23 protein-coding genes and 2 pseudogenes are annotated in these 24,517 nt (G+C 30.6%); 13 read left to right on the forward strand and 12 right to left on the reverse strand.

The genetic code is table 11. The features are described from left to right. Positions 1-1,022: cache domain-containing protein (locus CAMP18498_RS02850; protein WP_337197385.1), on the reverse strand; the 1,022-nt coding region annotated here is incomplete at its 3' end. Positions 1,023-1,194: 172 nt separating this feature from the next. Continuing rightward, the gene (locus tag CAMP18498_RS02855) at positions 1,195-1,791 is read right to left on the reverse strand and encodes a peroxiredoxin (protein ID WP_337197387.1); all 597 of its coding nucleotides are present in this window, start codon (positions 1,789-1,791) and stop codon (positions 1,195-1,197) included. Between the two features lie 184 nt (positions 1,792-1,975). Here CAMP18498_RS02855 and CAMP18498_RS02860 point away from each other — a divergent pair, with 184 nt between their 5' ends. The 6 genes from CAMP18498_RS02860 to CAMP18498_RS02885 all read left to right on the forward strand — a co-directional run bounded on the left by CAMP18498_RS02860 (position 1,976) and on the right by CAMP18498_RS02885 (position 5,293). Next, positions 1,976-2,260 carry a DUF362 domain-containing protein gene (locus CAMP18498_RS02860; protein ID WP_173786825.1) on the forward strand — a complete coding sequence of 95 codons (285 nt, stop codon included), beginning with the start codon at positions 1,976-1,978 and terminating at the stop codon, positions 2,258-2,260. A 140-nt stretch (positions 2,261-2,400) separates the two neighbouring features. Next, entirely contained in the window at positions 2,401-2,814 is a 414-nt protein-coding gene (ndk, locus tag CAMP18498_RS02865) for a nucleoside-diphosphate kinase (RefSeq protein ID WP_173786824.1), read from the forward strand. Then, positions 2,814-3,167 carry a hypothetical protein gene (locus CAMP18498_RS02870; RefSeq protein WP_337197390.1) on the forward strand — a complete coding sequence of 118 codons (354 nt, stop codon included), beginning with the start codon at positions 2,814-2,816 and terminating at the stop codon, positions 3,165-3,167. The genes ndk and CAMP18498_RS02870 overlap by 1 nt, the downstream gene beginning before the upstream one ends. Positions 3,168-3,181: 14 nt before the next feature. Beyond that, complete coding sequence (gene rpmF, locus CAMP18498_RS02875; protein WP_012662034.1) at positions 3,182-3,328, forward strand: 50S ribosomal protein L32; 147 nt, start codon at positions 3,182-3,184, stop codon at positions 3,326-3,328. A 5-nt stretch (positions 3,329-3,333) separates the two neighbouring features. Beyond that, the gene (gene plsX / locus CAMP18498_RS02880; protein ID WP_337197392.1) at positions 3,334-4,323 is read left to right on the forward strand and encodes a phosphate acyltransferase PlsX; all 990 of its coding nucleotides are present in this window, start codon (positions 3,334-3,336) and stop codon (positions 4,321-4,323) included. Next, positions 4,310-5,293 (forward strand): beta-ketoacyl-ACP synthase III, encoded by a 984-nt coding sequence (locus CAMP18498_RS02885; RefSeq protein ID WP_337197393.1) that lies wholly within the window; start codon positions 4,310-4,312, stop codon positions 5,291-5,293. Before plsX ends, CAMP18498_RS02885 begins: the two co-directional genes overlap by 14 nt. A gap of 9 nt (positions 5,294-5,302) precedes the next feature. On the opposite strand, the gene motB is transcribed toward CAMP18498_RS02885, so the two are convergent. Genes motB through polA form a run of 3 tightly spaced genes read right to left on the reverse strand, consistent with a single transcriptional unit; the run spans position 5,303 to position 9,479 of the window. Then, the gene (motB, locus tag CAMP18498_RS02890) at positions 5,303-6,043 is read right to left on the reverse strand and encodes a flagellar motor protein MotB (RefSeq protein WP_337197395.1); all 741 of its coding nucleotides are present in this window, start codon (positions 6,041-6,043) and stop codon (positions 5,303-5,305) included. Between the two features lie 10 nt (positions 6,044-6,053). Continuing rightward, positions 6,054-6,827 carry a flagellar motor stator protein MotA gene (gene motA, locus CAMP18498_RS02895; RefSeq protein WP_039619177.1) on the reverse strand — a complete coding sequence of 258 codons (774 nt, stop codon included), beginning with the start codon at positions 6,825-6,827 and terminating at the stop codon, positions 6,054-6,056. A 12-nt stretch (positions 6,828-6,839) separates the two neighbouring features. Continuing rightward, positions 6,840-9,479, reverse strand: coding sequence for a DNA polymerase I (polA, locus tag CAMP18498_RS02900; RefSeq protein ID WP_337197398.1), 2,640 nt, complete (start codon positions 9,477-9,479; stop codon positions 6,840-6,842). 112 nt (positions 9,480-9,591) lie between these two features. On the opposite strand from polA, the pseudogene CAMP18498_RS02905 reads away from it, so the two are divergent. Together CAMP18498_RS02905 and CAMP18498_RS02910 are read left to right on the forward strand one after the other, a co-directional pair. Further along, positions 9,592-10,912, forward strand: a pseudogene (locus tag CAMP18498_RS02905) (MFS transporter). Continuing rightward, positions 10,912-11,916, forward strand: a complete 1,005-nt coding sequence (locus CAMP18498_RS02910; RefSeq protein WP_337197562.1) for a nucleoside hydrolase — start codon at positions 10,912-10,914, stop codon at positions 11,914-11,916. Before CAMP18498_RS02905 ends, CAMP18498_RS02910 begins: the two are co-directional and overlap by 1 nt. On the opposite strand, the gene CAMP18498_RS02915 is transcribed toward CAMP18498_RS02910, so the two are convergent. Continuing rightward, the gene (locus CAMP18498_RS02915; RefSeq protein WP_263666629.1) at positions 11,872-12,315 is read right to left on the reverse strand and encodes a YqaA family protein; all 444 of its coding nucleotides are present in this window, start codon (positions 12,313-12,315) and stop codon (positions 11,872-11,874) included. The two genes, CAMP18498_RS02910 and CAMP18498_RS02915, sit on opposite strands and share 45 nt — an antisense overlap. 275 nt (positions 12,316-12,590) lie before the next feature. On the opposite strand from CAMP18498_RS02915, the gene trpB reads away from it, so the two are divergent. Then, positions 12,591-13,766, forward strand: coding sequence for a tryptophan synthase subunit beta (gene trpB / locus CAMP18498_RS02920; RefSeq protein ID WP_337197400.1), 1,176 nt, complete (start codon positions 12,591-12,593; stop codon positions 13,764-13,766). An 18-nt stretch (positions 13,767-13,784) separates the two neighbouring features. Here trpB and uvrA read toward each other — a convergent pair whose 3' ends face one another. Beyond that, the gene (uvrA, locus tag CAMP18498_RS02925) at positions 13,785-16,607 is read right to left on the reverse strand and encodes an excinuclease ABC subunit UvrA (RefSeq protein ID WP_337197401.1); all 2,823 of its coding nucleotides are present in this window, start codon (positions 16,605-16,607) and stop codon (positions 13,785-13,787) included. A 157-nt stretch (positions 16,608-16,764) separates the two neighbouring features. Between uvrA and CAMP18498_RS02930 the strand changes: the two genes are divergently transcribed. From CAMP18498_RS02930 to kcuS, 4 genes and pseudogenes are all read left to right on the forward strand, one after another. Next, on the forward strand, positions 16,765-17,160 hold the full coding sequence (locus CAMP18498_RS02930; protein WP_337197402.1) for a hypothetical protein: 396 nt from the start codon (positions 16,765-16,767) through the stop codon (positions 17,158-17,160). 23 nt (positions 17,161-17,183) lie between these two features. After that, positions 17,184-17,456 (forward strand): annotated as a pseudogene (locus CAMP18498_RS07980) (DUF4198 domain-containing protein); the annotation flags it as partial. Positions 17,457-17,604: 148 nt separating this feature from the next. Then, on the forward strand, positions 17,605-19,710 hold the full coding sequence (locus tag CAMP18498_RS02935) for a carbon starvation CstA family protein (protein ID WP_337197403.1): 2,106 nt from the start codon (positions 17,605-17,607) through the stop codon (positions 19,708-19,710). Beyond that, positions 19,707-19,898, forward strand: a complete 192-nt coding sequence (gene kcuS, locus CAMP18498_RS02940; RefSeq protein ID WP_337197404.1) for a KCU-star family selenoprotein — start codon at positions 19,707-19,709, stop codon at positions 19,896-19,898. Before CAMP18498_RS02935 ends, kcuS begins: the two co-directional genes overlap by 4 nt. A gap of 60 nt (positions 19,899-19,958) precedes the next feature. Here kcuS and serC read toward each other — a convergent pair whose 3' ends face one another. Genes serC through perR form a run of 5 tightly spaced genes read right to left on the reverse strand, consistent with a single transcriptional unit; the run spans position 19,959 to position 24,513 of the window. Continuing rightward, positions 19,959-21,035, reverse strand: coding sequence for a phosphoserine transaminase (gene serC / locus CAMP18498_RS02945; RefSeq protein ID WP_337197405.1), 1,077 nt, complete (start codon positions 21,033-21,035; stop codon positions 19,959-19,961). A 12-nt stretch (positions 21,036-21,047) separates the two neighbouring features. Continuing rightward, positions 21,048-22,211 carry an exodeoxyribonuclease VII large subunit gene (xseA, locus tag CAMP18498_RS02950; RefSeq protein ID WP_337197407.1) on the reverse strand — a complete coding sequence of 388 codons (1,164 nt, stop codon included), beginning with the start codon at positions 22,209-22,211 and terminating at the stop codon, positions 21,048-21,050. Beyond that, positions 22,208-22,909 (reverse strand): bifunctional demethylmenaquinone methyltransferase/2-methoxy-6-polyprenyl-1,4-benzoquinol methylase UbiE, encoded by a 702-nt coding sequence (ubiE, locus tag CAMP18498_RS02955; protein ID WP_337197409.1) that lies wholly within the window; start codon positions 22,907-22,909, stop codon positions 22,208-22,210. The genes xseA and ubiE overlap by 4 nt, the downstream gene beginning before the upstream one ends. Before the next feature lie 7 nt (positions 22,910-22,916). Then, positions 22,917-24,101 (reverse strand): hypothetical protein, encoded by a 1,185-nt coding sequence (locus CAMP18498_RS02960; RefSeq protein ID WP_337197410.1) that lies wholly within the window; start codon positions 24,099-24,101, stop codon positions 22,917-22,919. A 1-nt stretch (position 24,102) separates the two neighbouring features. Continuing rightward, on the reverse strand, positions 24,103-24,513 hold the full coding sequence (gene perR, locus CAMP18498_RS02965; RefSeq protein WP_263663926.1) for a peroxide-responsive transcriptional repressor PerR: 411 nt from the start codon (positions 24,511-24,513) through the stop codon (positions 24,103-24,105). Between the last annotated feature and the right edge of the window lie 4 nt (positions 24,514-24,517).

Raw genomic sequence — 24,517 nt, forward strand, 5'->3', positions numbered from 1 at the left:
CTTTGTATAGCTTGTAAAGGCGATAACAATCTTGATGAAATAAAATAAACAATAAAACATGATAAAATTAAAATCACAATAGATGTTATAATTTGATCAAACACATCTTCAATAACTAATTTATCTAAATCATCTTGTTTTTGAATTGCACACGCTACATAGTTAACATGAGTATTTGAATTATTAATATTTGCACAAACTCCAAATCTTTTTTCTCCATTATTTATCCCAGTATATTCAAAAGTCTTATAATCACCTACTATTTTATGGTGATTTTTAATCTCATCGATGTTTGGGTATGATTTTAATATTAAAGACTTATCGTTAGATGCAAAAGGTATTGAACTAGTATTGTCAAAAACAAATACACTTCCTGGTAATTTTTCAAATGTTTTTTGTAGAGATGTTAAAAGTAAATCAACACCCAAAACAGCTATAAGTTTTCCATTTTTTTCAATAGGTACAGAATAAGTAAAACTAGGGAATTTTGTTACTGAATCTTCGTACACATCACTTACAAAAACACCTTTATTTTTTAATGCTCCCTTGTACCAATCTCGCGTAGTCGCATTATATTGAGGATCATCATAATAACTTATACCACCACCTCTTTTTCTAAAAGGTATTCCTTTTTTATCTGATTCTGCATCACTAACAAGCATAGTTCCATCAGGAAAACCAAGATATACTGCTAAAGTATTTGAACCATCTTTAAATACTTTCAAATCCTTAGCAAAATATTCCCCTAATTTATCAAAATTTTCTGTCTGGTATTTTGGTAATGAATCTATATATTTTTTTATAGATAATAGAATTTCAACATAACTTTCAATATAAGTTTCCACTTGAGCAGTAGTTACTAATAAATAATCTTTATTTGCATTTTTACTATTTATAATAAGATTTTCTCTACTTGCATAAAAAGCCATTGCCGTTACTATAAACAAAGCTAAAGCAACTATAATCCCTGTAGTATAAGAAAGTTTATTTTTTACACTAATAAAACTATTTTTAAAAAGCATTTATTTTCCTTGAATTTTATTATCATTATATTAGTAATTCTATTAAAAAATTATAATAATAATTTTAAAAATTCATAAAAAACAAAATATTTTTTAAAAATGTAAAATAAAGTGATAAATATAGAAGTTTTTTAGAAAAATAGCAGTGAAGTAAGACTTCACTGCTATAAAATTATAGTTTACTTTCGTTTTTGCTTAGATAATCAGCAACACCTTTAGGGTCAGCTTTCATGCCTTCATCACCCTTATTCCAACCAGCTGGGCAAACTTCACCATATTCATTAGTAAATAGCATAGTATCAACCATTCTAATCATCTCATCAATGTTTCTTCCAAGTGGCAAGTCATTGATCACTGCATGACGAATTGTTCCATCAGCATCAAGCAAGAAAGAACCTCTTAAAGCAACCGCCTCTTCAAATAAAACATCAAAATTTCTAGCAATTTGTTTAGTTAAATCAGCTACTAAAGGAAATTTAACTTGTCCTATACCACCTTGATTTACTGGCATATTTTTCCATGCAAAGTGAGAAAATTCATTATCGCAAGATACGCCGATTACTTCAATACCTCTATCTTTAAAATCTTGATATCTTTTATCAAAAGCAATGATTTCAGATGGGCAAACAAAAGTAAAGTCTTTTGGATAGAAAAATACTACCGCGCCTTTTGGTCCTATATTTTTATAAAGATTAAAATCTTCAACTATTTGGTTATTTCCTAATACAGCTGGTGCTGTAAAATCAATAGCTTTTTTAGTAACTATCATTTTTTATCTCCTAATTAATAAATTTTATTTGTAACAAAATAATATCATTTGTAAATTTAAAAATTTATTAATTGTGTAAAATTATCCATAATTTAATTTTATTATCAAAATTAATAGATTTTAAGAATAAAATTAACACAATTTTGATAATCTTGCATTCAACATTAATATTAAGGAGTAAAAAATGGCAGTTAAAATTACTGATATTTGTATAGCATGTGGTTCTTGTATAGATGAATGCCCAGTAAGTGCGATCGTAGATGATGCAAATAATCCTGAGGGCGAAGACAGATATTATGTTTATGCAGATAAATGTGTTGAGTGTGTAGGACACAATGATCAACCAGCCTGTGCAAGTGCTTGCCCAACTGATGGCTGTATTGTATGGAGTGATGTAGTGGGTGGTCAACCAAGTCGTGATAACATCGGTAGTGATTTAAGAGACGGTTCAACTCCAGTATTTGCTTAATAAATTTAATGTAAGTATCTTGATTTCAAGTTACTTACAAACCCTTCAATAACTCTAAACTTTTATATAAATTTAAAGCATTTTTTGGTATAATTAGCTCTTTTATAAATATAAAACTTATTTAAATTAAGGGGACAATTTTGGAAAAAACACTTTCTATTATTAAACCTGATGCAGTAAAAAAAGGTGTTATTGGTCAAATTTTAACACGCTTTGAAAACAATGGTCTAAGAATAGCAGCAACAAAAAAAATACAGCTTTCAGAAAAAGAAGCGCAAGAATTTTATGCTGTACACAAAGACAGACCTTTTTTTAAAGATTTAGTTGAATTTATGATCAGCGGTCCGGTTGTGGTTTCTGTTTTAGAAGGCGAAAATGCAGTGTTAAAAAACAGAGAATTAATGGGTGCTACAAATCCAAAAGAAGCAGCTCCTGGTACTATTAGAGCAGATTTTGCAGATAGTATTGACGCAAATGCGGTTCATGGAAGTGATAGCTTAGAAAATGCAAAAATTGAAATAGAATTTTTCTTTTCAAAAACTGAAATTTTATAATGAAAATTGCCTTTGCAAAACTTAGCTCTGTAGCTTATCCTTTTAAGCTAGATCTTGATAATATAGTTTTTGAAGGAACTATTACAAAAGTTAATCCAAAATTAGCAAAAATAAAAGCTAATTTCAAAGGATTTACTTATAGAAACTGTGATCGATGTGGCGATGAAATGGAGCTTGAAATCGATCAAAATATAGAGCTTTTTGCAAGCGATGGAATTTTTAAAGATAAAAATAACACTTTAAGTGACACTATGGAGTTTTTTGACTCTCATGTAGATTTAATAGAACTTGCCACAAGTGAGTTACAATCTTATTTAAGTGATTATTTTTATTGTAATAAATGTTTAAATTAATAAAGGAGTAAAAAATGGCAGTACCTAAGAGAAGAGTGAGTAAAACTCGTGCAGCAAAACGCAGAACTCATTATAAAGTTACCTTACCTATGCCTATAAAAGACAAAGATGGTAGCTATAAAATGCCTCACCGTGTAAATCCAGTAACTAAGGAATATTAATAACGATGACAAGCATTGCTATTGATGCAATGGGTGGTGATTTTGGGGAAAAACCTATTATAGAAGGTGTGATTCAAGCTCTAAAAGAGCGTGAATTTAAAGCTATCTTGGTAGGGGATCCTCAAAAACTAAAAACCTTGATTCCTCAAGAATTAAACTCATACATAGAATACGAAGAAGCTTTTGATGTGTTTGCTATGGATGAAAATTCCACAGATGCACTAAAAAGAAAAGATAGTACTATTTACAAAGCCATTGATTTAGTAAGAAATCAAAAAGCAAAAGCTGTTGTTTCTGCTGGGCATAGTGGAGCTACTATGAGTTTAGCTACATTAAGGCTTGGAAGATTAGCAAATATTGCTAGGCCTGCAATTGCTACTTTAATGCCAAATATCCATTCAAGAACACTTGTACTAGATGTTGGAGCAAATGTTGATTGTAAAAGTGAGCATTTATTTCAATTTGCTATTATGGGCGAAGCCTATGCTAAAGAGATTTTAAAAATTACCAAACCTAGAGTTGCTTTACTATCAAATGGTGAAGAAGAATGTAAGGGAAATGAGCTTACTAAAGAAACTCATCAACTCTTAAAGCAACTTCCAAATTTTGTTGGAAATGCCGAAGGTAGAGATATCTTTAATGGTACTATAGATGTATTAGTATGTGATGGATTTAATGGAAATATTTTACTTAAAACCGGCGAAGGTGTAGCGAGTGTTATTACAAAGCTTCTAAAACAAGAAATTCAAAAATCTTTTTTAGCAAAACTTGGCTATCTTTTAGCAAAACCAGCATTTAATGAATTAAAAACTCATATTGACTATGAAGAATATGGTGGAGCCCCACTTTTAGGCGTAAAAGAATGCGTCATTATAAGTCATGGTAAAAGTGGTCCAAAAGCTATAAAAAATGCTATTTTTCAAGCATTAAATTTCGCACAATCAAATATAAATCAAACCATAGAAAAAGAACTTTCTAATTATGAAATCAACTAAAGCTTCCTTAAAAAGTATAGCTTCTTATATCCCTACAAAAACTCTAAGTAATTTTGACTTAGAAAAAATGGTTCAAACTAGCAATGAATGGATATTAAGAAGAACCGGTATAGAACAAAGACATATAGCAAGTGATGATGAGAATACAAGCAATCTTGGTACTAAAGCAGCTATTAAGGCTATACAAAGAGCTAATTTAAATCCTCAAGATATAGATGCGATCATCGTAGCTACTTTAAGTCCTGATTATTTTACCATGCCATCAACCGCATGCAAAATTGCTCATAATTTGGGCTTAAAAAATATCACCGCTTTTGATATTTCTGCTGCATGCTCGGGATTTATTTATCTTTTAGAGCTTGCTAAATCTATGGTTGAAAGTGGTACTAAAAAAAATGTATTAATCATAGGAGCTGAAAAAATTAGCTCTATTATGGATTATACCGATAGAAGCATTTGTGTGTTATTTGGTGATGGAGCTGGGGCTGGAGTTGTGTCATTAGATGATAATTTTCCTATTATAGACACTCATACTGCAAGTGATGGAGAATTTGGAGATTTATTAATGACTCAAAGAGCTCAAAAAAGCAGTATTTGCTCTCCACTTTCCATGCAAATGAAAGGAAATGAGGTATTTAAAATCGCAGTGAATACTCTAAGTAATGATGTTATTGAAATTCTTGCAAAAAATAATATAAAAAGCGAAGAAATTGATCTTTTTATACCTCATCAAGCTAATTTAAGAATTATCAAGGCCGTACAAGAAAAATTAAACTTCAAAGATGAACAATGTGTAGTTACTGTCCAAAAATATGGCAATACCTCAGCTGCTTCAATTCCTATGGCAATGAATGATGCTTACGAGCAAGGTCGCTTGAAACAAGGCTCACTAATATTGCTTGATGCTTTTGGCGGAGGCTTTACTTGGGGTTCAGCACTACTTCGTTTTGGTGGAGAAAATAACAAATAAGTTTTTTACTTATTTGTTATTAAAAGCTCCGATTTGATCCAATACTGACTTTCTAGTTTGATTATCTGAAGAATCTACACGGATATAAAATTCAACCCTATTGTTTATCTCATCTTCTTTGTTTGCGCTCAAAGGATAATTTTCACCAAAACTAACCACTATAAGCTGAGCTGGGTTAATCCCTCTAGCAATCAAATAATCAGCCACAACTTGAGCTCTTTTACTTGCTAAATCAAAATTTCTTTTAGGGTCTTTATCGCTTGCGTCAGTATAGCCTCTAAGTTCTATTTGAGCTTGCGCAGGCATTCTTTTTAAAACTTCACTAATACGCTTTAGAAAATCTTGTACATCAGCTGAATCAATTTGTGTGCTACCCCTAGCAAATTCAACCCTTGCAGGTAAATTTAAAACGATATTATTTTCTCTTTGATCTAATGCTGCTTTTAATTTTTCTATATTTTCTTGTTGAGTGATACTTAATTTTTTAAGCTTTTCAAGCTCTTCAACATTTGCATTAGATGGTGCACTGTATTTATTATGCACTTTACTTTCTTTTTCCAAAGGATTTGAAGCAGTAAATTCAAAAATTTTAACAAATTCAGTTTTTAAAGCCTCAGTTTTAGCGGGGTTACTTTCAGAAATCGCCCAAAGAGCAATAAAAAGTGCCAAAAGCAAACTTAAAAAGTCTGCATAAGGCACAGCCCATTTTTCACCTGCTGGACATTCTGGACATTTATGTTTTTTTCCCATTTTTTAACTCTTACTTATCAAACTGAGAAATTCTAGGCTCGCCTTGTCCAAGATAATTAAACAATTTAGCCTCTAAATCCCTAGGATTAGCTCCCTCTGCAATACTTACTATAGCATGCGAAATCACTATCCTTTCTTTAATGAGCTCATGAGCATTAGCTTTGATTTTATGACCCCAAGGACCAAATAAAGCATAAGCACCAAAAATCCCAGTTACTGTTGCGGTAAATGCTCCTGCAATACCTGCTGCCATAGCTTGAGGATCATCTAAAAGTTGTAACGCAAGCATAAGCCCCATAACCGCACCAACAAGCCCCATAGTAGGACAAGTTTCACCAAAACGTATCCAGTATTCTGCCGTTTCTTTGTAATATTCTTCCATTTCTTCTATTTGGATTTCCATACTCTCTTTAATCTCTTCTACACTCTTACCATCAACCATCATCATCATGGTTTCTTTTAAAAACTCATTATCAATTTCATTAGTTTTTGATTCTAAAGCTAAAAGTCCATCTCTTCTTGCTATGATAGAGTATTCTACAAGCTCAGCTATTCTCTGACTTAAATTTACCCCTGCACCTTTAAAGGCAAGTTTTAATTCTTTATAAGCTGCTTTAACAAATTTTTTATGAGTTGCTGTCATTGCACAAAATGCTGCAGTTGGAACCACGATCAAAAATGAACTTAAGTGCAAAACATGCAAAGGGTTACCACCCTCTAAAATATCCCCTACAGAAATACTAACAACAGCTAATACCATCCCAAGTATGGTTGAAAGATCCATTAGTTATTCTCCTTATTTTAATGCGCCCCAATTTTTGGCAATACTTGATGAAGTTTTTAATTTAACTTTTAATTTTACAATATTTTCCATAATATCACTAGCATTTTTTGCAAATTCCTCACAAAGTTCATCTTTTACTTCAAAAATAAGCTCATCATGAATTTGTAAAATCAAGCGTTTATTTTCATCTAAATCTTTTGCAATTTCTATCATTGCAAGTTTTATTATATCGGCAGCAGAGCCTTGAAGTGTAGAGTTAATACTCTCTCTTTCATACATTGCCACATGCATAGGCTTTGCATTTTCAAAGTCAAAATAACGCTTACGACCTAGTAAAGTCTTTATAAAACCATTTTGCTTAGCTTCATTTTTTACCTTTTCAAAATAGGTTTTAATGCTAGTAAAATTCTCAAAATATTTCTCAATATATTCTTTAGCTAATTTTGCTTCTATTTTTAAATTTTGACTTAAAGTCTTATAACCCATACCATAAATAAGACCAAAATTTATACTTTTAGCAATACTTCTTGTCTCATAATCACTACGATTAAAAATCATAATAGCAGTTTTTGCATGAATATCCTCATCGTTTGAAAACGCTTCTAGTAATTTCTCATCTTCACTAAAATGCGCTAGCATTCTAAGCTCAATTTGCGAATAATCAAGTGAGATAAAACTAAATCCTTCTTTTGCGACAAAGCAGGATTTATAATCTTTAGCATATTGGCCATGTGCAGGGATATTTTGCAAATTTGGATCTTTTGATGAAAGGCGTCCCGTGGCTGTTCCTGTTTGTAAAAAGCTTGAGTAAATTCTTGAGTTTTCATCTTTTTTAGCTAATTTCAACAAAGGTTCACAATAAGTAGAAACTAATTTTGCAAGCTCCCTATAAGCTAAAATTTCTTTCACAATCAAATGTTCATCTAAAATAGTATTTAAGACTTTTTCATCAGTAGAATACCCTGTTTTGCTTTTTTTACCACTTGGTAGCTTTAGTTTTTCAAATAAAATATCCCCTACTTGTTTAGGAGAGTTAATATTAAATTTTTCACCTGCTAAATCATATATTTTTTCGCTAAGTATTTTGATATCTTGATTAAAACTTTGCATTAAGCTTTCAAGCTTTTGAGTATCAAGCTTAATGCCATTATTTTCCATCATAATAAGCACTTTGATAAATTCAAACTCACTTTTTTGTGCAAGCTCAAATAAAGGCTTTTCTAAATTTTTTAAAAAATACAAATAAAATCTTAAAGTAATATAAGCATCTTCAGCTGCATATTTACAAGCTTTTTCTACATCCACTCCCGCAAAACTTTCTCCTTTTTTTACCAAGTCTTCAAAATGCAAAGTCTCATAATCAAATAATCTTTTTGCTAAATCATCCATATTTACACGTAAACTTGGCTCTTTAAGCCATGCAAGTATCATAGTATCAGCATAATTTTTTGGAGGAAGTAAATTAAAATTATTTTTTATAATCTCAAAATCATATTTAAGATTATGACCTATAACCATGCTTTGATAGATTTTTTCTATACCCCTTTTAGCCACTTGCATAGAAATTTGCTTACAAACACCTAAATAATCATGCGCAAGTGGTACATAAAAGGCTTCACTTTCATGAAAACAAAAACTAAACCCTACTATCTTTGCTTCTTTAGTATCTAAGCCCGTAGTTTCAGTGTCAAAAGCAACAATGCTTTGATTATCAATTTTTTCTAAAATTTCAAATAATTCTTTCTCATCTAAGATTAATCTTGCATTAAATCCTAAATTTTTATCTTTATTAGTAGGATTAGTGCGTAGTTTTTTTAACAAAGCATTTAATTCATACTGCTCTAAAATATCCATAATCTTAAGCAAAGGCTCATCTTTTGGATACTCACAATTTAAAAGCATATCTTTTACATCTAAATCCTCATACAAAGAAGCAAGTTTTTTACTCAAAAAGGCATTTTCTTTACCCTCAAGCAACAAATTACGACTTCTTTCATTACGCACTAGTGTTAAGTTTTCATAAATTCCTTCAATACTTTCAAACTCATCAAGTAAATTTTTAGCACCCTTAGCACCAATTCCTTTTACCCCTGGGATATTATCTGAGCTATCTCCACATAGAGCTAAAAAATCTCTTATCTGGCTAGGTTTTACCCCATATTTTTCCAAACACCCTGCTTCATTATAATCATTTTTTGAAATAGGACTATAAATACTAACTTTATCATCTTTTATAAGTTGATACAAATCTTTATCTTGAGTAATAATTCTTATAAAAATATCCTTATTTTCACACTCTTTAACCAAAGATGCGATGATATCATCAGCCTCATATCCTTCGCAAGAAAAACTTGAAAAACCCATTTTTTCTATCATTTGAATGCAAATTGGAATTTGAGCTAATAAATCAGGTGGAGGTGGAGTGCGGTTGATTTTATAATTTGGATCAATTTCACTTCTAAAAGTTTTTCCTTTACTATCAAGAGCAAAAATAATCATATCGCTAGGATGTTCATTTTTCAAACTATAAATAAAATTAGCAAAACCGCTTATCATATTACTAGGCTCACCTTTTGAATTTTTCAAACCCTTTAAAGCATAAAAAAGTCTAAAGAAAAAGCCAAAAGTATCAATTATCGTTAAAGTTTTCATTTGTTTCCTATATTAAAAAATAATAATAATTATCGCCCAAAATTATTTAAAAGTCGGTAAAAAGTATTAAATTTCCATTTTAAGCATTTTTGAAATTTCAAATAAAGGTTTAATCTTGCAAACAAAATCAATCGCGGATGAAAATTTTCAAACTCCACAAGGAAAAAAGGCCTTTAAAAAGGCTGTGTTTTCGTGTTGGCTAGGAACTGCTATGGAATATGCAGATTTTGCACTTTATGGCTTAGCTGCAGCTACTGTTTTTTCAGAAGTTTTCTTTCCTGAGCAAACTCCTGTTATAGCATTATTGCTTAGTTTTGTTACTTATGGTATAGGTTTTATTGCTAGACCTATTGGAGCTTTATTTTTTGGATATTTAGGAGATAAATACGGAAGAAAAAATGTATTGATGAGCACCATTGCATTAATGGGTATTTCAACTACTTTAATTGGTTTTATACCAAGTTATGCAGTAATTGGAATTTGGGCTCCTATATGTTTGGTTATTTTGCGTTTTATACAAGGCTTTGGCGCAGGCGCTGAGCTTTCAGGTGGAACCGTCATGCTTGGAGAATACGCTCCTAGTAAGCATAGAGGCTTAATCTCTTCTATCATCGCTCTTGGATCAAATAGTGGAACCTTACTTGCAGCTTTTGTGTGGCTTTTAGTTACAAGCATGGATGATGCTAGTTTTAAAGAATGGGGATGGAGAATTCCTTTTATAGGAAGTATCTTCATAGCACTTTTTGCTGTTTATATGCGTTTAAATGTAAAAGAAACTCCTGTTTTTGAAAAACAAAAAGAATTAATGCTAAAAATTCGTCATGAAAATGAAGTGCATATGAAAAAAGATGAAAGAACTTTTTGGCAAAAAAGTCGCGCATTTTGGACTATGGTGGGTATAAGGATAGGAGAAAATGGACCATCTTATCTTGCACAAGGCTTTATAGTAGACTATGTAACTAAAATTTTACTTCTTGATAAATCAGTAGCCACAACTGCTGTTGTTATCGCTTCTTTGGTGGGATTTTTAGTTATACCTTTAGCAGGATATTTAAGTGATAAATTTGGAAGACGCATTACTTATAGAACCTTTTGCTTACTTTTAATGCTTTATGCTTTCCCTGCTTTTATGTTGCTTGATAGTAAAAATGAAATTATCGTGATTTTAACTATCATCGTAGGTATGTCTTTGGCATCTTTAGGAATTTTTGGCGTGCAAGCTGCGTGGGGTGTGGAGCTTTTTGGAGCAAAAAATCGCTATACTTTCAGGGGGAACTGCTCCTATGATAGCTTCAGCTTTGCTTGTTTATTATGGTGCTTGGTGGCCAATAGCCTTGTATTTTGTTATCACTGCAGGAATTGGTTTTATCACAACTTTCTTTGCACCAGAAACTAGAGGCAGGGATTTAAATTTAATAGAAGATGCGATATGATACGCCTTATTTTAGATACTGATATAGGCAATGGCATAGTAGGGACTAATACCGATGATGGTTTAGCCCTTGAGCTTATTTTAGCCTCCAAAGAAATCAAACTTGAAATGATTAGCACTTTAAGTGGTAATGTACAAGCTTTAACCGCTTATAGCGTTGCTAAAGATTTATTAAATAAGCTTAATCTAGACATACCTTTGTATCTAGGTGCTCATGAAGCTTTATGTGAAGATAGTCATTTTTGGAGACAAAGACTAGATAAAAGCGTAGAAGAGTTTAAGCTTACTCATCTTTGGGATCATATAAAACCTATAAAAATCTTAGAAAACATAAGCCCAAATGCTTGTATGAAAATGGGTGAGCTTATTATGCAAAACCCAGGTGAAATTTCAATTTGCGCTATAGGACCTTTAACAAATATAGCCATAGCTATGAAGCTTTTTAAAGACTTTGATAAAAATGTGAAAGAAATTTTTATCATGGGTGGGAGTTTTGATATGCCTTATCATATCAAAGATACAAATTTTGGTTTTGATCCTGAAGCTGCTAGTATAGTTTTAAACTCAAGAGCTAAAATCACACTTATTCCTTATAATGCAACAATGCAAACTATGCTCACACATGAAGATTTAAATGCTTTAGAAAATCAAAATCCTCTTTGTGATTTTTTAGTACAGACTTTAAGAGTTTGGATTGATTATGCAAGCAAAACAAGAGGTACAAATGGCACATGGATACACGATGCATTAACTATTGCTTATATGCTTGATCCTAATTTAGCAAATTTTGATGAGTATTTAGTAAATGTCATTTGTGATAGTGCTTTTGCTAGAGGAAGCACGATAAGGTGTTTTAAAGATGCAAAAATGCCTATGAAAAATCATGAATTAAAAAACACTATAAAAGTTTTAAAAGATATTGATAATGCTAGACTTTTAAATCTTTTAAAATCAAGACTTTTAAATGGAATTTGCTATGAAAATTACAAAAGCATAACGACTTAATTTACCCAAGGCTATAAAAATACTTGCTTTTAAAAAAGAATACTTGGCAAATCCAAGCCCTAGCGCAAAAAGATCTCCCACTATGGGTAAAAAAGTAAAAAAAGCATACAAAGAGCCAAATTTTTTAAAGTTTGCATTGATTTTTTCTAATTTACGCAAAGAGTCTTTAAAATATTTTTCTAAAATTTGACTCTCTCCAAAATAAGCTAACGCATAAGTACTTAAACTACCCAAAGTATTTCCCAAACTTGCTACAAATAAAACCATATAAGCATTAAAATCTAATTTCACAAAAGCAAGTACAAAAGCTTCACTTGCCATAGGCAAAAGTGTGCTAGAGAGAAAACATACTACAAAAAGCCCTATATAGCTTATATCATTATATAAAAAATCAAACATTGCAAATTTTCTTAGTATTTATTTTCCAAACTATCATTTTAAAGAATTTTTAATAATAATTATCTTAGAATGTAAAGTCATTTGGCAATTTTTTAAAAGGAAAAACTATGGAAAGGAAAAAATTTTCTAAACTAAATTTAGAATACTCATTTAACAAAGCTTCTTTTTCTTGGCGTTAAGCCTACTACTACATTTTCAATCATTTTTTATTTTACATTTTTAGTTTTAGTTGATCATTTTTGATTTTATATTGTTAATCATTTTAAGGAAATACTATGAAAAAATATTACGGAAAATTTGGTGGGCAATTTGTGCCAAATGAAGTAAAAATAGCATTAGATGAAGTAGAAAAAGCTTTTTTAAAACTCAAAAAAGATAAAGATTTTAACACAGAATTAAAAGAACTCTTAGTTAATTATGTAGGAAGACCTACGCCTTTATACTATGCTAAAAATTTAAGCAAGCTTTATAATCACGAAATTTATTTAAAAAGAGAAGACTTAACTCACACAGGAGCTCATAAGATTAATAATGCCATAGCTCAAGCTTTAATGGCAAAGAAAATGAATAAGAAAAAAATTATTGCAGAAACCGGAGCAGGACAACACGGGCTTGCAACCGCTACTGCAGCAGCTCTTTTGGGACTTGAATGTGAGATATTTATGGGGGCTATTGATGTAAAAAGGCAAGCCTTAAATGTCTATAAAATGGAGCTTTTAGGAGCAAAAGTTCATGCTGTAGAAAGTGGAAGTAAAACTTTAAGTGATGCGGTGGATGAGGCTTTAAATTTTTGGGTTAAAAATACCAAAGAAGTATTTTATGTAGTGGGAAGTGCAGTGGGGCCTTATCCTTATCCGCAAATTGTTACGCATTTTCAAAGTATTATAGGTAAAGAATGTAAAATGCAACTTAGAAAATTAAATAAAAAAGTAGACTACATCATAGCAGCAGCTGGAGGTGGTAGCAATGCTGCTGGAATTTTTCATGCATTTTTAAAAGATGAAAAAGTTAAACTCATAGGCGTTGAAGCAGCAGGTTTAGGCAAAGATACACCTTATCATGCAGCCACACTTACTAAAGGTAAAGAGGGTGTTATCCATGGTATGAAAACTAAGGTTTTACAAGATGATAAAGGAAACATTGCTCATACTTTTAGCATCTCTGCTGGACTTGATTACCCTGGCATAGGTCCTTTACATGCATATTTACAAGAAAGTAAAAGAGCAAGTTATCATGCTATTAGCGATGATGAGTGTATTAATGCTTTAAAATTATTATGCAAAGAAGAAGGTATTATACCCGCTATTGAAAGCTCACATGCATTAGCTTATCTAAAAAAACTTTGTCCGACTTTAAAGAAAAAAAGTGTGATAGTTGTAAATCTTTCAGGAAGAGGAGATAAAGATATGCAAAGTATTTATGAGTATAAAAAAGGTGAAATTTATGGTTGAAGGATAACTTCAACCAATTTATTTTTTTGTGCTTTTTAGCTCTAAATTTAGATAATACCCTGTATAAGAACCACTTTTTTTATGATTTTTTGCAAGCTCTTCAACGCTACCTTTAGCTATAACCTTACCACCTTTAACTCCACCTTCAGGTCCCATATCGATGATATAATCAGCATTTTTAATCACATCTAAATTATGCTCTATCACAAACACACTATTTCCAAGATCAACTAAATGTTGCAAAACCAAAATAAGTTTATGAACATCTTCAAAATGAAGTCCTGTTGTAGGTTCATCTAAAATATAAAGAGTTTTTCCTGTATCACTTCTGCTTAATTCTTTAGCTAGCTTAATACGCTGAGCCTCCCCGCCACTTAAAGTAGTTGCATTTTGTCCTAAGGTAAGATAATCAAGCCCAACTTTTACCAAAGTATCAAGCTTTTGTTTTATTTTTGGTACAGAAGTAAAAAACTCACTTGCTTCAATAATACTCATATTTAAAACATCAGCTATGCTTTTACCTTTATATTTGATCTCAAGTGTTGCATCATTATATCTTTTACCATTACAAACATCACAAGTTACCATCACATCAGGTAAAAAGTGCATTTCTATTTTAATCTCACCATCGCCACTACACTTTTCACATCTTCCACCTTTAACATTAAAAGAAAAACGCCCTGCTTTATAACCTCGCATTTTAGCTTCTTTGGTGGCTGCAAAAAGATTACGAATTTCATCCATAGCACCTGTATAAGTAGCAGGATTTGAACGCGGGGTGCGACCTATAGGACTTTGATCAAGATAAATCACCTTATCAAGTTTTTCTAAACCTTCTATTTTAACCCCGCTTAGTTTTTTAACTTTTTTAGCACGGTTAAGCTCTTCTTTTGCAAATGGAAGCAAAGTTTGTAAAATCAATGAGCTTTTACCACTTCCTGAAACACCTGTAATTGCCACAAGGTTACGTAATGGAAAATCTACACTTAAATTTTGAATATTATTAATACTCACATCTTTTAAACTAATAAAATCTTTTTGTTCTCTATTTTTTTGATGGGCAATTTGCTTTTTGCCACTCATATAAAGGGCGGTTTGGCTTTTACTTTTTAACAATTCTTTATAAGTCCCACTAAATACAACCTCACCACCAAATTTACCAGCATTTGGACCAATATCTACGATAAAATCTGCCTCTTCTATGGTCATTTTATCATGCTCAACTACGATTAAAGTATTACCCTTTTGCTGAAGATTTCTTAAAGTTTTAATGAGTTTTGCTGTATCTCGCTCATGCAAACCAATACTAGGCTCATCTAAAACATACATCACCCCGCTTAATCCACTACCAATTTGAGATGCTATACGAATTCTTTGAGCTTCACCTCCACTAATGGTTCTAGCATCACGTCCTAAGGATAAATACCCAAGTCCTACATCATAAAGAAAAAACAATCTTTCATTAATTTCTTTAAAAATAGGCTTAGCTATCAATCTTTCTTGCTCACTCAAATACGCAAAATTAGCTTCTTTTGAAAAAAATGCAGTGGTGTTTTCTATGCTCATATCTAAAATTTCACCCAAATTTTTCTCAGCTACTTTTACAGCTAAACTCTCAGCTCTTAAACGATGACCATTACAATCTTTGCAAGTTTTTTCGCTCATATACTCGCTTAAATCTTTTTCATCTTTTAGCATTTCATAGGCATATTTAACCGCACCTTCAAATTTACGATTTAAACGATGTCTTTTCCATAAAAAGTAAATTTCCTTGGCATTACCATAAAGCACTAGACGCTTTTCTTCTTCGCTTAGCTCATTATATGGAATTTTTACCCTGATATCATTTTGCTCACAAAAAGCCATTAAAAACTTATAATAATAACTTTTATTAAACCCATATAATAGCTTTATAGCTCCTGCTTCTAAGCTTAATTCTTCATTGATAAGCTTTTTCATATCAAGCGTATATCTTATACCAAGACCATCACAACTTGGACAAGCGCCTTTTGGAGAATTAAAAGAAAAACTCAAAGGCTCAAGCAAAGGAAAAGAAATTTTACAATCAAAACAAGCATTATGCTCACTATAATGAAAATGTTTTGCTATGTTTAATTCTTCATTATTTAAAACTTCAATTTCCACTTCACCAAAACTCTCACTAAGGCCTTTTTCTATATCGCTTGCAAGTCTTGCTAGCATATCATCTTGCACTTGGAGTCTATCTATTACAAGTTTTATTGTATGTTTTTTGGTTTTAGCAAGCTCAATATCCTCATCAAGACGTGTTAAAACCCCATCAATTTGCGCTCTAACATAGCCTTTTGCGACTAAATTTTCTAAAAGATCTGCAAAAGTTCCCTTTTTTTCTTTAATCAACGGCGCATAAATAATGATTTTTGCTCCTTTTGGAAGCTTTAAGATTTCACCTACGATATCTGCTGCACTCATAGATGAAATTTTTTGACCACATTGATGACAATGTTGTGAGCCAATCCTTGCGTATAAAAGTCTTAGATAATCATAAATTTCAGTAATAGTTCCAACAGTTGATCGAGGATTTTTAGAAGTTGTTTTTTGATCAATAGCAATAGCAGGAGTTAAACCTTCTATTTTATCAACATTTGGCTTACCCACTTTATCTAAAAACTGCCTTGCATAAGCACTTAAACTTTCAATATAGCGACGTTGTCCTTCTGCATAAAGCGTGCCAAAGGCTAAAGTGGATTTACCACTTCCACTAAGTCCTGTAAATACTATGAGTTTATTTTTAGGAATTTCTAGGTTGATATTTTTAAGATTATTCTCTTTAGCACCAATTATATTAATAGTATCATTCATAACTTTTCCTAAATATTTAAAAATAAATTTATGATTTTAACATAAGAAAAATTAAAATATTTTTCTTTTTATAAAGGAAAAATTAAAATACATTCTTAAGTTTTATATAAATAAAAATATATATAATGATTATCAAAATTATTTTAAAGGAGAAAAAATGAAATTTTCAAAAATGGTGTTTTTGAGTTTTTTTATAGCAAGTTCTGCTTTAGCTCATCAATTCTTTCCTATGCAAACTAGCAATGGATATGAAGTAGGTTTTTGGGCTGATGATCACTGGGTACAATATCAACCCGATAGGGTTTTTAGTATAAGTGCAAAAGATTCTCAAGGAAAAAATTTAAAAGCTGGCTATGGCTACGAAAATAACAAAATATTTATTGAGGGAAAACCTGCTGTTGCAAGTGTTAATTATGATTTTGGATATTACACATTTACAAAAAATGGAAAACATTATGCACAAAAAAGATCTGATATTACAGATATTGCTGGTACAAATGAAGTCACTCAAACAAGAAAAATTTTCAAAATGGGAAAAAGTATTTTTTCTTGAGATGAAGGTTAAAAAAACCATTAGGATTAAAATTTGAAATAGTTCCTTTACAAAATCCTTTAACACTACATGAAGGAGATAAATTAAAACTCCAAGTTTTGCTAGATGGAAAACTCGTAAAAGGAGTTCAATTTGAAGATCAAAATGATGATATCGACAACATAGCAACAATCACACTCACAAAACCAAAAGATGGTTTGCAAACAATAGCTGCAAACATCAAATTACCATACAATCTAGACAGATATGGCGATACTTTACAATTGACAGCGACACTAAGTTTTAAGTCTAAATAATTTCAAATTCTTAGTCAATAAAATTAATTTTTAATTGACTAAGAAATATGTTACATTTTGTAATATATTATTTTTTTATTTATCCTATATAGCAATAAAATATAATTCTACGATACACTAAATAAATTCACTAAAGCAAAGGAATTAAATGAATATTACTAACAAAATATTATGGTTTTTTGTTGCCATTATCGGTGCTGTTTGTTTTGGCATATTAGCACTCCAAAATGGCGAAAGTATTTCAGCGATTTATCTTGTTATTGCTGCTTTATGTATTTATATCATAGGGTATAGATTTTATGGTAGATATATTGCCTATAAGGTGCTAGAGCTAGATAAAAACAGAGCAACTCCTGCTGTAGTTAAAAATGACGGATGTGATTTTGTCCCTACAAATAAAATTGTGCTTTTTGGACATCATTTTGCCGCTATCGCAGGAGCTGGTCCTTTGGTAGGTCCTATACTTGCTGCACAAATGGGTTATTTACCCTCTATACTTTGGATATTAATAGGCGGTGTTTTAGCAGGTGCGGTACATGATTTTGTAGTTTTATTTATATCTACGCGTCGTAATGGAAAATCTTTAGGAGAGATGATAAAAGATGAATTAGGACAATTTATCGGCGCAATAGCAATGATTGCTATATTTGGAATTATGCTTATAATTATTGCGATTTTAGCTATGGTTGTTGTAAAAGCTTTAGCAGAATCTCCATGGGGATTATTTACCATCGCAATGACCATTCCTATTGCTATTTTTATGGGAATTTATATGAGATTTTTAAGACCTGGTAGAGTTGGTGAAGCTTCTATTATAGGTTTTATATTGCTCATATTAGCCATACATTATGGAAGTGAAATAGCTGCTGATCCTTATTGGGCGAAAATATTTACCTTTGATGCACCAACTTTAGCGCTTATTATGATGGCTTATGGTTTTATAGCTGCAATTTTACCTGTTTGGTTTTTACTTGCTCCAAGAGATTATTTATCAACTTTTTTAAAAATCGGTGTTATTGTGGTTATGGCTTTAGCTATTGTATTTGTAGCACCTGATCTTCAAATGCCAAAAATTAATTCTCAATATTTAGATGGAAGTGGGCCTGTATTTGCTGGAGCAATTTTTCCATTTTTATTTATTACCATTGCATGCGGAGCTATTAGTGGTTTTCATGCATTAATTTCAAGTGGTACAACTCCTAAAATGCTTGAGAATGAAACTCATGCATTAGCTGTTGGATATGGCTCTATGCTTATGGAAAGTGCTGTAGCGATCATGGCTTTAATTTGTGCTTGTATTTTACACCCTGGTCTTTACTTTGCCATCAATGCACCTACTGCTACTATAGGTGTAGATGTTGCAAACGCAGCTGCCACTATTTCTGGCTGGGGTTTTAAAATAACTCCTGAGGAAATCACTACTTTAACTACAAATATAGGCGAACAAAGCATACTATCAAGAACTGGTGGAGCACCAACATTTGCCGTAGGTGTTGCTTTGATTTTACATGAATTATTTGGCGGAGTGAATTTAATGGGTTTTTGGTATCACTTTGCTATTTTATTTGAGGCCTTGTTTATTTTAACTGCTGTTGACGCTGGAACAAGAGCTTGTAGATTTATGGCTCAAGATATATTGGGTAATGTTTATAAACCTTTAGGAAATATCAATAATACCTTAGCAGGAATTTTTGCAACAGCTTTAAGTGTTGGTGGATGGGGGTATTTTCTCTACCAAGGAGCGATAGATCCAAAAGGCGGAATTTACTCATTATGGCCACTTTTTGGAGTGAGTAATCAAATGCTTGCTGGCATGGCATTGCTTTTAGCAAGTGCGATTTTATTTAAAATGGGGAAAGTAAGATATACTTGGATTACTCTCATACCTGCTTGTTTTGTTTTAATCGCAACACTTTATGGAGGTATTCAAAAAATTCTTCCTTATAAAGAAGGAGATCCAATCCATAATGCTATAAGTCATGTTGCTGCTGTACAAATAAATACGCAAAAAATACAAGAATTTAATTTAAAACTTTCCCAAACACAAGATGAAACAAAGATTGAGCAAATCAAAAAAGATATAAAATTAGCATCTCAAGCTAAAAATTCCAATTTAATAAATACAATTTTATGTGTGTTTTTCATGATTACCACTTTGCTTGTTATACTTTCTTGTTTTGGAATTTTTATCAAAAAATTAAACATTCCTTTAAAAGAAAGCCCTTATATAGCATTAAAAAAGGAAAAAACATGATAAAAAAACTTAAATTATGGTATGAAAAATCCGAAAGATTTTTTCATCCCTTAGTTGGAGTTGCAAGCTATGATAAATATCTTGAACATATGAAAGAAAAACATCCTAAAGCATCTTGTAAAAGTAGAAAAGAATTTTTCAAAGATTTTCTTGAAAAAAAATACAATAGTGGCTTAGGAAAATGCTGATAAATATTAAAGAGTAAAGTTTTTACTATACAAATGATTTTTGGTGAAAATCACCAAAAATCAAGCATGTTTTTTAGCAAAATCTTTCATAAATTCACTTAGCTTTTGAACTTTTTCAATGCTGATAGAATTATAAATACTAGCACGAATTCCACCTAAAATTTTATGCCCTTTAAGACCTATCATGCCATTTTCTTCAGCTTCTTTTACAAAAACTGGCTCTAAGTTTTTATCATGAGCTATGTTAAAACTAACATTCATTAATGATCTATCTTCTTTTTTAGCATGACCTTTATAAAAACCATTACTCTCATCAATCACATCGTATAAAATTTTAGCCTTTTGTATGTTTTGCTCATTGATTTTATCTAAGCCACCTTGATTTAAAAGCCATTTCATTTCAAGATTAAACATATATATAGCAAAGGTTGCAGGTGTATTAAATAAAGAATTATTTTCAGCATAAACACTGTATTTTAACATACTAGGTATATTTTTATTTTTACTACGCTCTATCATATCTTTGCGGATAAATGCACAAGCAAGTCCTGAAATTCCTGCATTTTTTTGCACCCCACCAAAAAGCACAGCAATATTAGAAAAATCTATCTTTTTGGAGAAAAAATCGCTAGAAGCATCAATTATCAAAGGACTTTTAGTCTTTGGATAGCTTTTATATTGGGTTCCATAAATGGTATTATTAGAGCATATATAAGCATAGTCTGCATTATCGCTAAATTCAAATTGTGGGATATGATCAAACTCACTTTCTTGGCTACTTGCTACTATTTTTGTATTTACTCCTAAAATTTCAGCCTCTTTAATAGCTTTTTTAGTCCAAACTCCCGTATTAGCAAATTCACAAAATCCACCCATATATAAATTCATAGGTATCATAGCAAATTGCAAACTAGCCCCACCTTGCATTAAAAGCACTTCATAATCATCATTTGCACCATAAAGTTCTTTTGCCATTTTAATAGCTTCAAAATGCACTTCTTCAAAAACCTTTCCACGATGAGAAACTTCCATAATAGAAAAGCCTTTGCCATGATAATCAAACAAATGTTCCTGTGCTTCTTTTAAAACCTCATCGGGCAAGTTTGAAGGACCTGCGCTAAAATTCATTACTCTCATTTTGTCTCCTTTTTATAGTATTTGAGCTTCTTTACTCTCATTTATTGAGCAAAGTTTTATAATATCTCCTTTTTTTAGTTTTTCAAGAGAGATATTTTTGCCATCTTTTTGTAAATTTATCAAATTTTTGCTTTTATCAAAAAAATTTTTATGCTGAGTTAAAAGCTCTTCAAAATTATTAAGTCTGTTTTCATAATTTAATAATTTTAAATTTAAAACGCTCTTTAGTTGACTTTGTAAAAAATCAAGCTTTTGTTTTCTAAGAAAAAAAGCATTTTCTAAAGATTTAGCTTTGGCTAAATTTTGTAAATGATCGATTTTATTTTGATAAAACTTAAGATGATTTAACATTTGGTTTTTAAAACGCATAGCAAGCTCATCAAGTCCTTGCTCCAAACTTAGTTTATTTGGAAAAATCATGTCAATAGCCGCACTTGGAGTTGGTGCTCTCAAATCTGCTACAAAATCACTAATAACATAATCAATCTCATGTCCAATAGCAGAAACAATAGGCGTTTTTAAAGAAGAAATACATCTTGCAAGTTCTTCATCATTAAAACAAAACAAATCCTCTCTGCTTCCACCACCTCTTGCCAAAATAATCGCATCAAAATTAAACTCATCAGCTTTTTTTAAAGCATTTATCAAAGAATTTGGAGCGCTTTTTCCTTGAGTAAGTGCATTAAAAATAGTTATTTTACAAAGATTGTATTCTTTTTGTGAAATTAGCTTTAACATATCTTGCAAAGCAGCTGAAGTAAAAGAAGTGATTATGCCTATTTTTTTAGGAAATTTAACAATGCTTTTTTTAGCATTTGTATCAAACAAACCTTCTTTTTCAAGCTTTTCTTTTAGAGCTAAAAATTTAGCTTCTAAATCCCCAAGGCTTGTTTTTTGCATACTTTTAGCGATAAATTGATACCTACCGCTTGCTTCATATAAACTCACATAACCTCTAAGATCAAGCATATCGCCAACTTTAGGTTTGGCTTGAACAAATTGATTAAAGCCTTTAAACATCACACAAGCTATGCTTGATTTTTCATCTTTTAAGTCAAAATACCAATGTCCTGAACTATGAATAGTAATTTTAGAAATTTCCCCACTAAGCTCTATATCATCAAGATGAAATTCTAATAAACTTTTAGCTTTTAGATTAAGTTCTGAAACTTTCATTTTTTTCTTGCAATAAACATAGAGCAAACACCAAAGCTAAAACTTTTATACTCTAACATTTCAAAATGCTCACTCAATTCTTTAATAAATTCTTCTTTGCTTAAAAAATCTTCTATAGAATTTGGTAAATACTCATAAGCGCTATAATTTTTACTGATAAATCCACCCACTTTTGGTAAAATATTTTTTAAGTAAAAATCTCTACAAGCAGCTATAAAACCACCCTGCTCTCTTTTGGTAAATTCGAGTACAAGTAAAATTCCATCCTTTTTCAATACTCTTGCAAATTCCTTTATAGCTTCTTTTCTATTTACCACATTGCGTATACCATAACTTATGCTTATGATGTCTGCACTTTCATTTTCAAGTGGAAGTTCTTGTGCTTTTGCTTGGACAAAAGTTGCTTCAGGGATTTTTTTCTTAGCCACTTCAAGCATACCCGCACTTGGATCAACCCCTTTTATACTAATGATATTTTTATTTGCCCTTAAGGCTTGATTTTGCCATTCTATAATCATATCGCCCGTACCACAAGCTACATCAATAATATCAAGTTCATCATTAGAAAATTTAAAAACATCCAAACAAGCTTTTTTTCTCCAACTCACATCACTTCCAAAACTTAAAATTCTATTAGCCTTATCATAAGTTGGTGCTATATCATCAAACATTTTGACTATTTTTTCTTGTTTTTGCATGTTTTTCCTAACTATATATTTTTAATTTTTTAATACTTTTTTCAATTTGTTTTATTATATTTGCATCATATGAAATTTGCTCTAAATGATTGTATTCAAAATAATTTTTTAGTTTTTCAATACTTTTTTCTTCGAACATAGTTGCAAAATAGCATAATAAAAATTTTATTCTTTCTACTTCTTCTTCAAGATTTCTTTGAGATTTTACATTTTTTTTCTTTAAAAAAACTAATTCTTTTCTTAGTTTAAAAGCTACTAAATACTTTAAAATTTGATTTTTTTCTCCTTGATAAAAATCACAATCATTCTTTAAAATAAAATCCATATCAAGAAAAATATCATTGATTTTTTCATCGCTTAAAATAAAAATATATTTTTCTAGTTCAAACTCATGGTATTTTTTCATATTAATTTGATTTATCAAAAATGAAAATTGTTGTTTTAGTTTATTTTGAATATTTTTTTCAAAAAGAGTATCAAAAACATCAAGACAAAAACAAATTTGTTTAAGGCTTATAAAACATTGTTCCAAGTTTTTTTCACTTGAATTTTTTAAAAAATTTAATCTGTCATTTTTTAAGTTTTTTAAAAGAACAAAAAGTAAAATTTTACCAGCTGAAAAACTTTGAATTTGATTTGGAAAATGCAAGTTAATATCTTTTTGTTTATCTAAAATTTTAATACATCTAGCACTATCAAAAACTTTAGAAAGATCCCCATATAATGCTAAATTTTTACTATAAAAATTCTCATCATCTGTAATTTCTTTATAATTTTTAAAAAAATGAGGTAAATCAAACCGCTTTGCTTCTTCAACGGTGGAAAAAATCACTTTTAAAATGACTAAATTTTTTAAATTGTTTTTAAATTTATAAAGGAAAAATTGGGTATTATCAATCTCAAAACTAATTCTTGTTTTTTTTATTATATTGGCTATAGCATTTTTACTTTGATGTTTAAAATCTTTTTTAGATATTTTATGAGTTTTTTTATCTAAAATATCATGTAATTTATAAAATGTAAATTGATAATAATCTTGATTTATTTTTTTATATTTGATATCACAAAAAGGATTTATACATGTAAAAAATACACGTATTTTATCCTTAGAATAAGCAAGTTTTTCTTCTTTTAAAATTTTGATAAAATCATCGTTTTCAATTAAAAAGCGTCTTTGTACTTCACAAATCATTTTACTTGCAAAATTTACAACCATTCACATAAGCAAACACGCCAAGATAGTCAATAATATTACCAATCTTTTTCTCAAGATCTTCTTGGTATTTATTAATCCCACTATCTTCATAGCGTACATCTTCTATGTGATTGCATTTACTGCAAATTACATGAATATGTGGATATTCATAAATATCATAACAAGTCTTTTGATTTGGAGTATTAATTTCTACTACCAAACCTTGTTCTTTTAAGGTATTTAAATTTTTATATACCGTAGCTAATGAGATAGAAGGATATTCTTCTTTAATACTTTCATACAAAGATTCTATATTAGGATGCTCGTGGCGTTTTAAAATTTTTAAAATACAAAGTCTTTGTGGAGTAGCTTTTAAATCACAGTTTTTAAGCATTTGAATAAGTTCCATAGTC

Source organism: Campylobacter sp. W0066.2 (assembly GCF_024723515.1).
Taxonomy (GTDB): domain Bacteria; phylum Campylobacterota; class Campylobacteria; order Campylobacterales; family Campylobacteraceae; genus Campylobacter_D.

Coding starts and splice junctions, on each gene's coding strand:
- perR (WP_263663926.1), bottom strand. CDS start 24,513: ATGGAACTTATTCAAATGCTTAAAAACTGTGATTTAAAAGCTACTCCA.
- CAMP18498_RS02960 (WP_337197410.1), bottom strand. CDS start 24,101: ATGATTTGTGAAGTACAAAGACGCTTTTTAATTGAAAACGATGATTTT.
- trpB (WP_337197400.1), top strand. CDS start 12,591: ATGAAAAAATATTACGGAAAATTTGGTGGGCAATTTGTGCCAAATGAA.
- ubiE (WP_337197409.1), bottom strand. CDS start 22,909: ATGCAAAAACAAGAAAAAATAGTCAAAATGTTTGATGATATAGCACCA.
- polA (WP_337197398.1), bottom strand. CDS start 9,479: ATGAAAACTTTAACGATAATTGATACTTTTGGCTTTTTCTTTAGACTT.
- CAMP18498_RS02915 (WP_263666629.1), bottom strand. CDS start 12,315: ATGTTTGATTTTTTATATAATGATATAAGCTATATAGGGCTTTTTGTA.
- kcuS (WP_337197404.1), top strand. CDS start 19,707: ATGATAAAAAAACTTAAATTATGGTATGAAAAATCCGAAAGATTTTTT.
- CAMP18498_RS02885 (WP_337197393.1), top strand. CDS start 4,310: ATGAAATCAACTAAAGCTTCCTTAAAAAGTATAGCTTCTTATATCCCT.
- motB (WP_337197395.1), bottom strand. CDS start 6,043: ATGGGAAAAAAACATAAATGTCCAGAATGTCCAGCAGGTGAAAAATGG.
- plsX (WP_337197392.1), top strand. CDS start 3,334: ATGACAAGCATTGCTATTGATGCAATGGGTGGTGATTTTGGGGAAAAA.
- CAMP18498_RS02930 (WP_337197402.1), top strand. CDS start 16,765: ATGAAATTTTCAAAAATGGTGTTTTTGAGTTTTTTTATAGCAAGTTCT.
- rpmF (WP_012662034.1), top strand. CDS start 3,182: ATGGCAGTACCTAAGAGAAGAGTGAGTAAAACTCGTGCAGCAAAACGC.
- motA (WP_039619177.1), bottom strand. CDS start 6,827: ATGGATCTTTCAACCATACTTGGGATGGTATTAGCTGTTGTTAGTATT.
- CAMP18498_RS02855 (WP_337197387.1), bottom strand. CDS start 1,791: ATGATAGTTACTAAAAAAGCTATTGATTTTACAGCACCAGCTGTATTA.
- uvrA (WP_337197401.1), bottom strand. CDS start 16,607: ATGAATGATACTATTAATATAATTGGTGCTAAAGAGAATAATCTTAAA.
- CAMP18498_RS02870 (WP_337197390.1), top strand. CDS start 2,814: ATGAAAATTGCCTTTGCAAAACTTAGCTCTGTAGCTTATCCTTTTAAG.
- serC (WP_337197405.1), bottom strand. CDS start 21,035: ATGAGAGTAATGAATTTTAGCGCAGGTCCTTCAAACTTGCCCGATGAG.
- CAMP18498_RS02860 (WP_173786825.1), top strand. CDS start 1,976: ATGGCAGTTAAAATTACTGATATTTGTATAGCATGTGGTTCTTGTATA.
- xseA (WP_337197407.1), bottom strand. CDS start 22,211: ATGAAAGTTTCAGAACTTAATCTAAAAGCTAAAAGTTTATTAGAATTT.
- CAMP18498_RS02935 (WP_337197403.1), top strand. CDS start 17,605: ATGAATATTACTAACAAAATATTATGGTTTTTTGTTGCCATTATCGGT.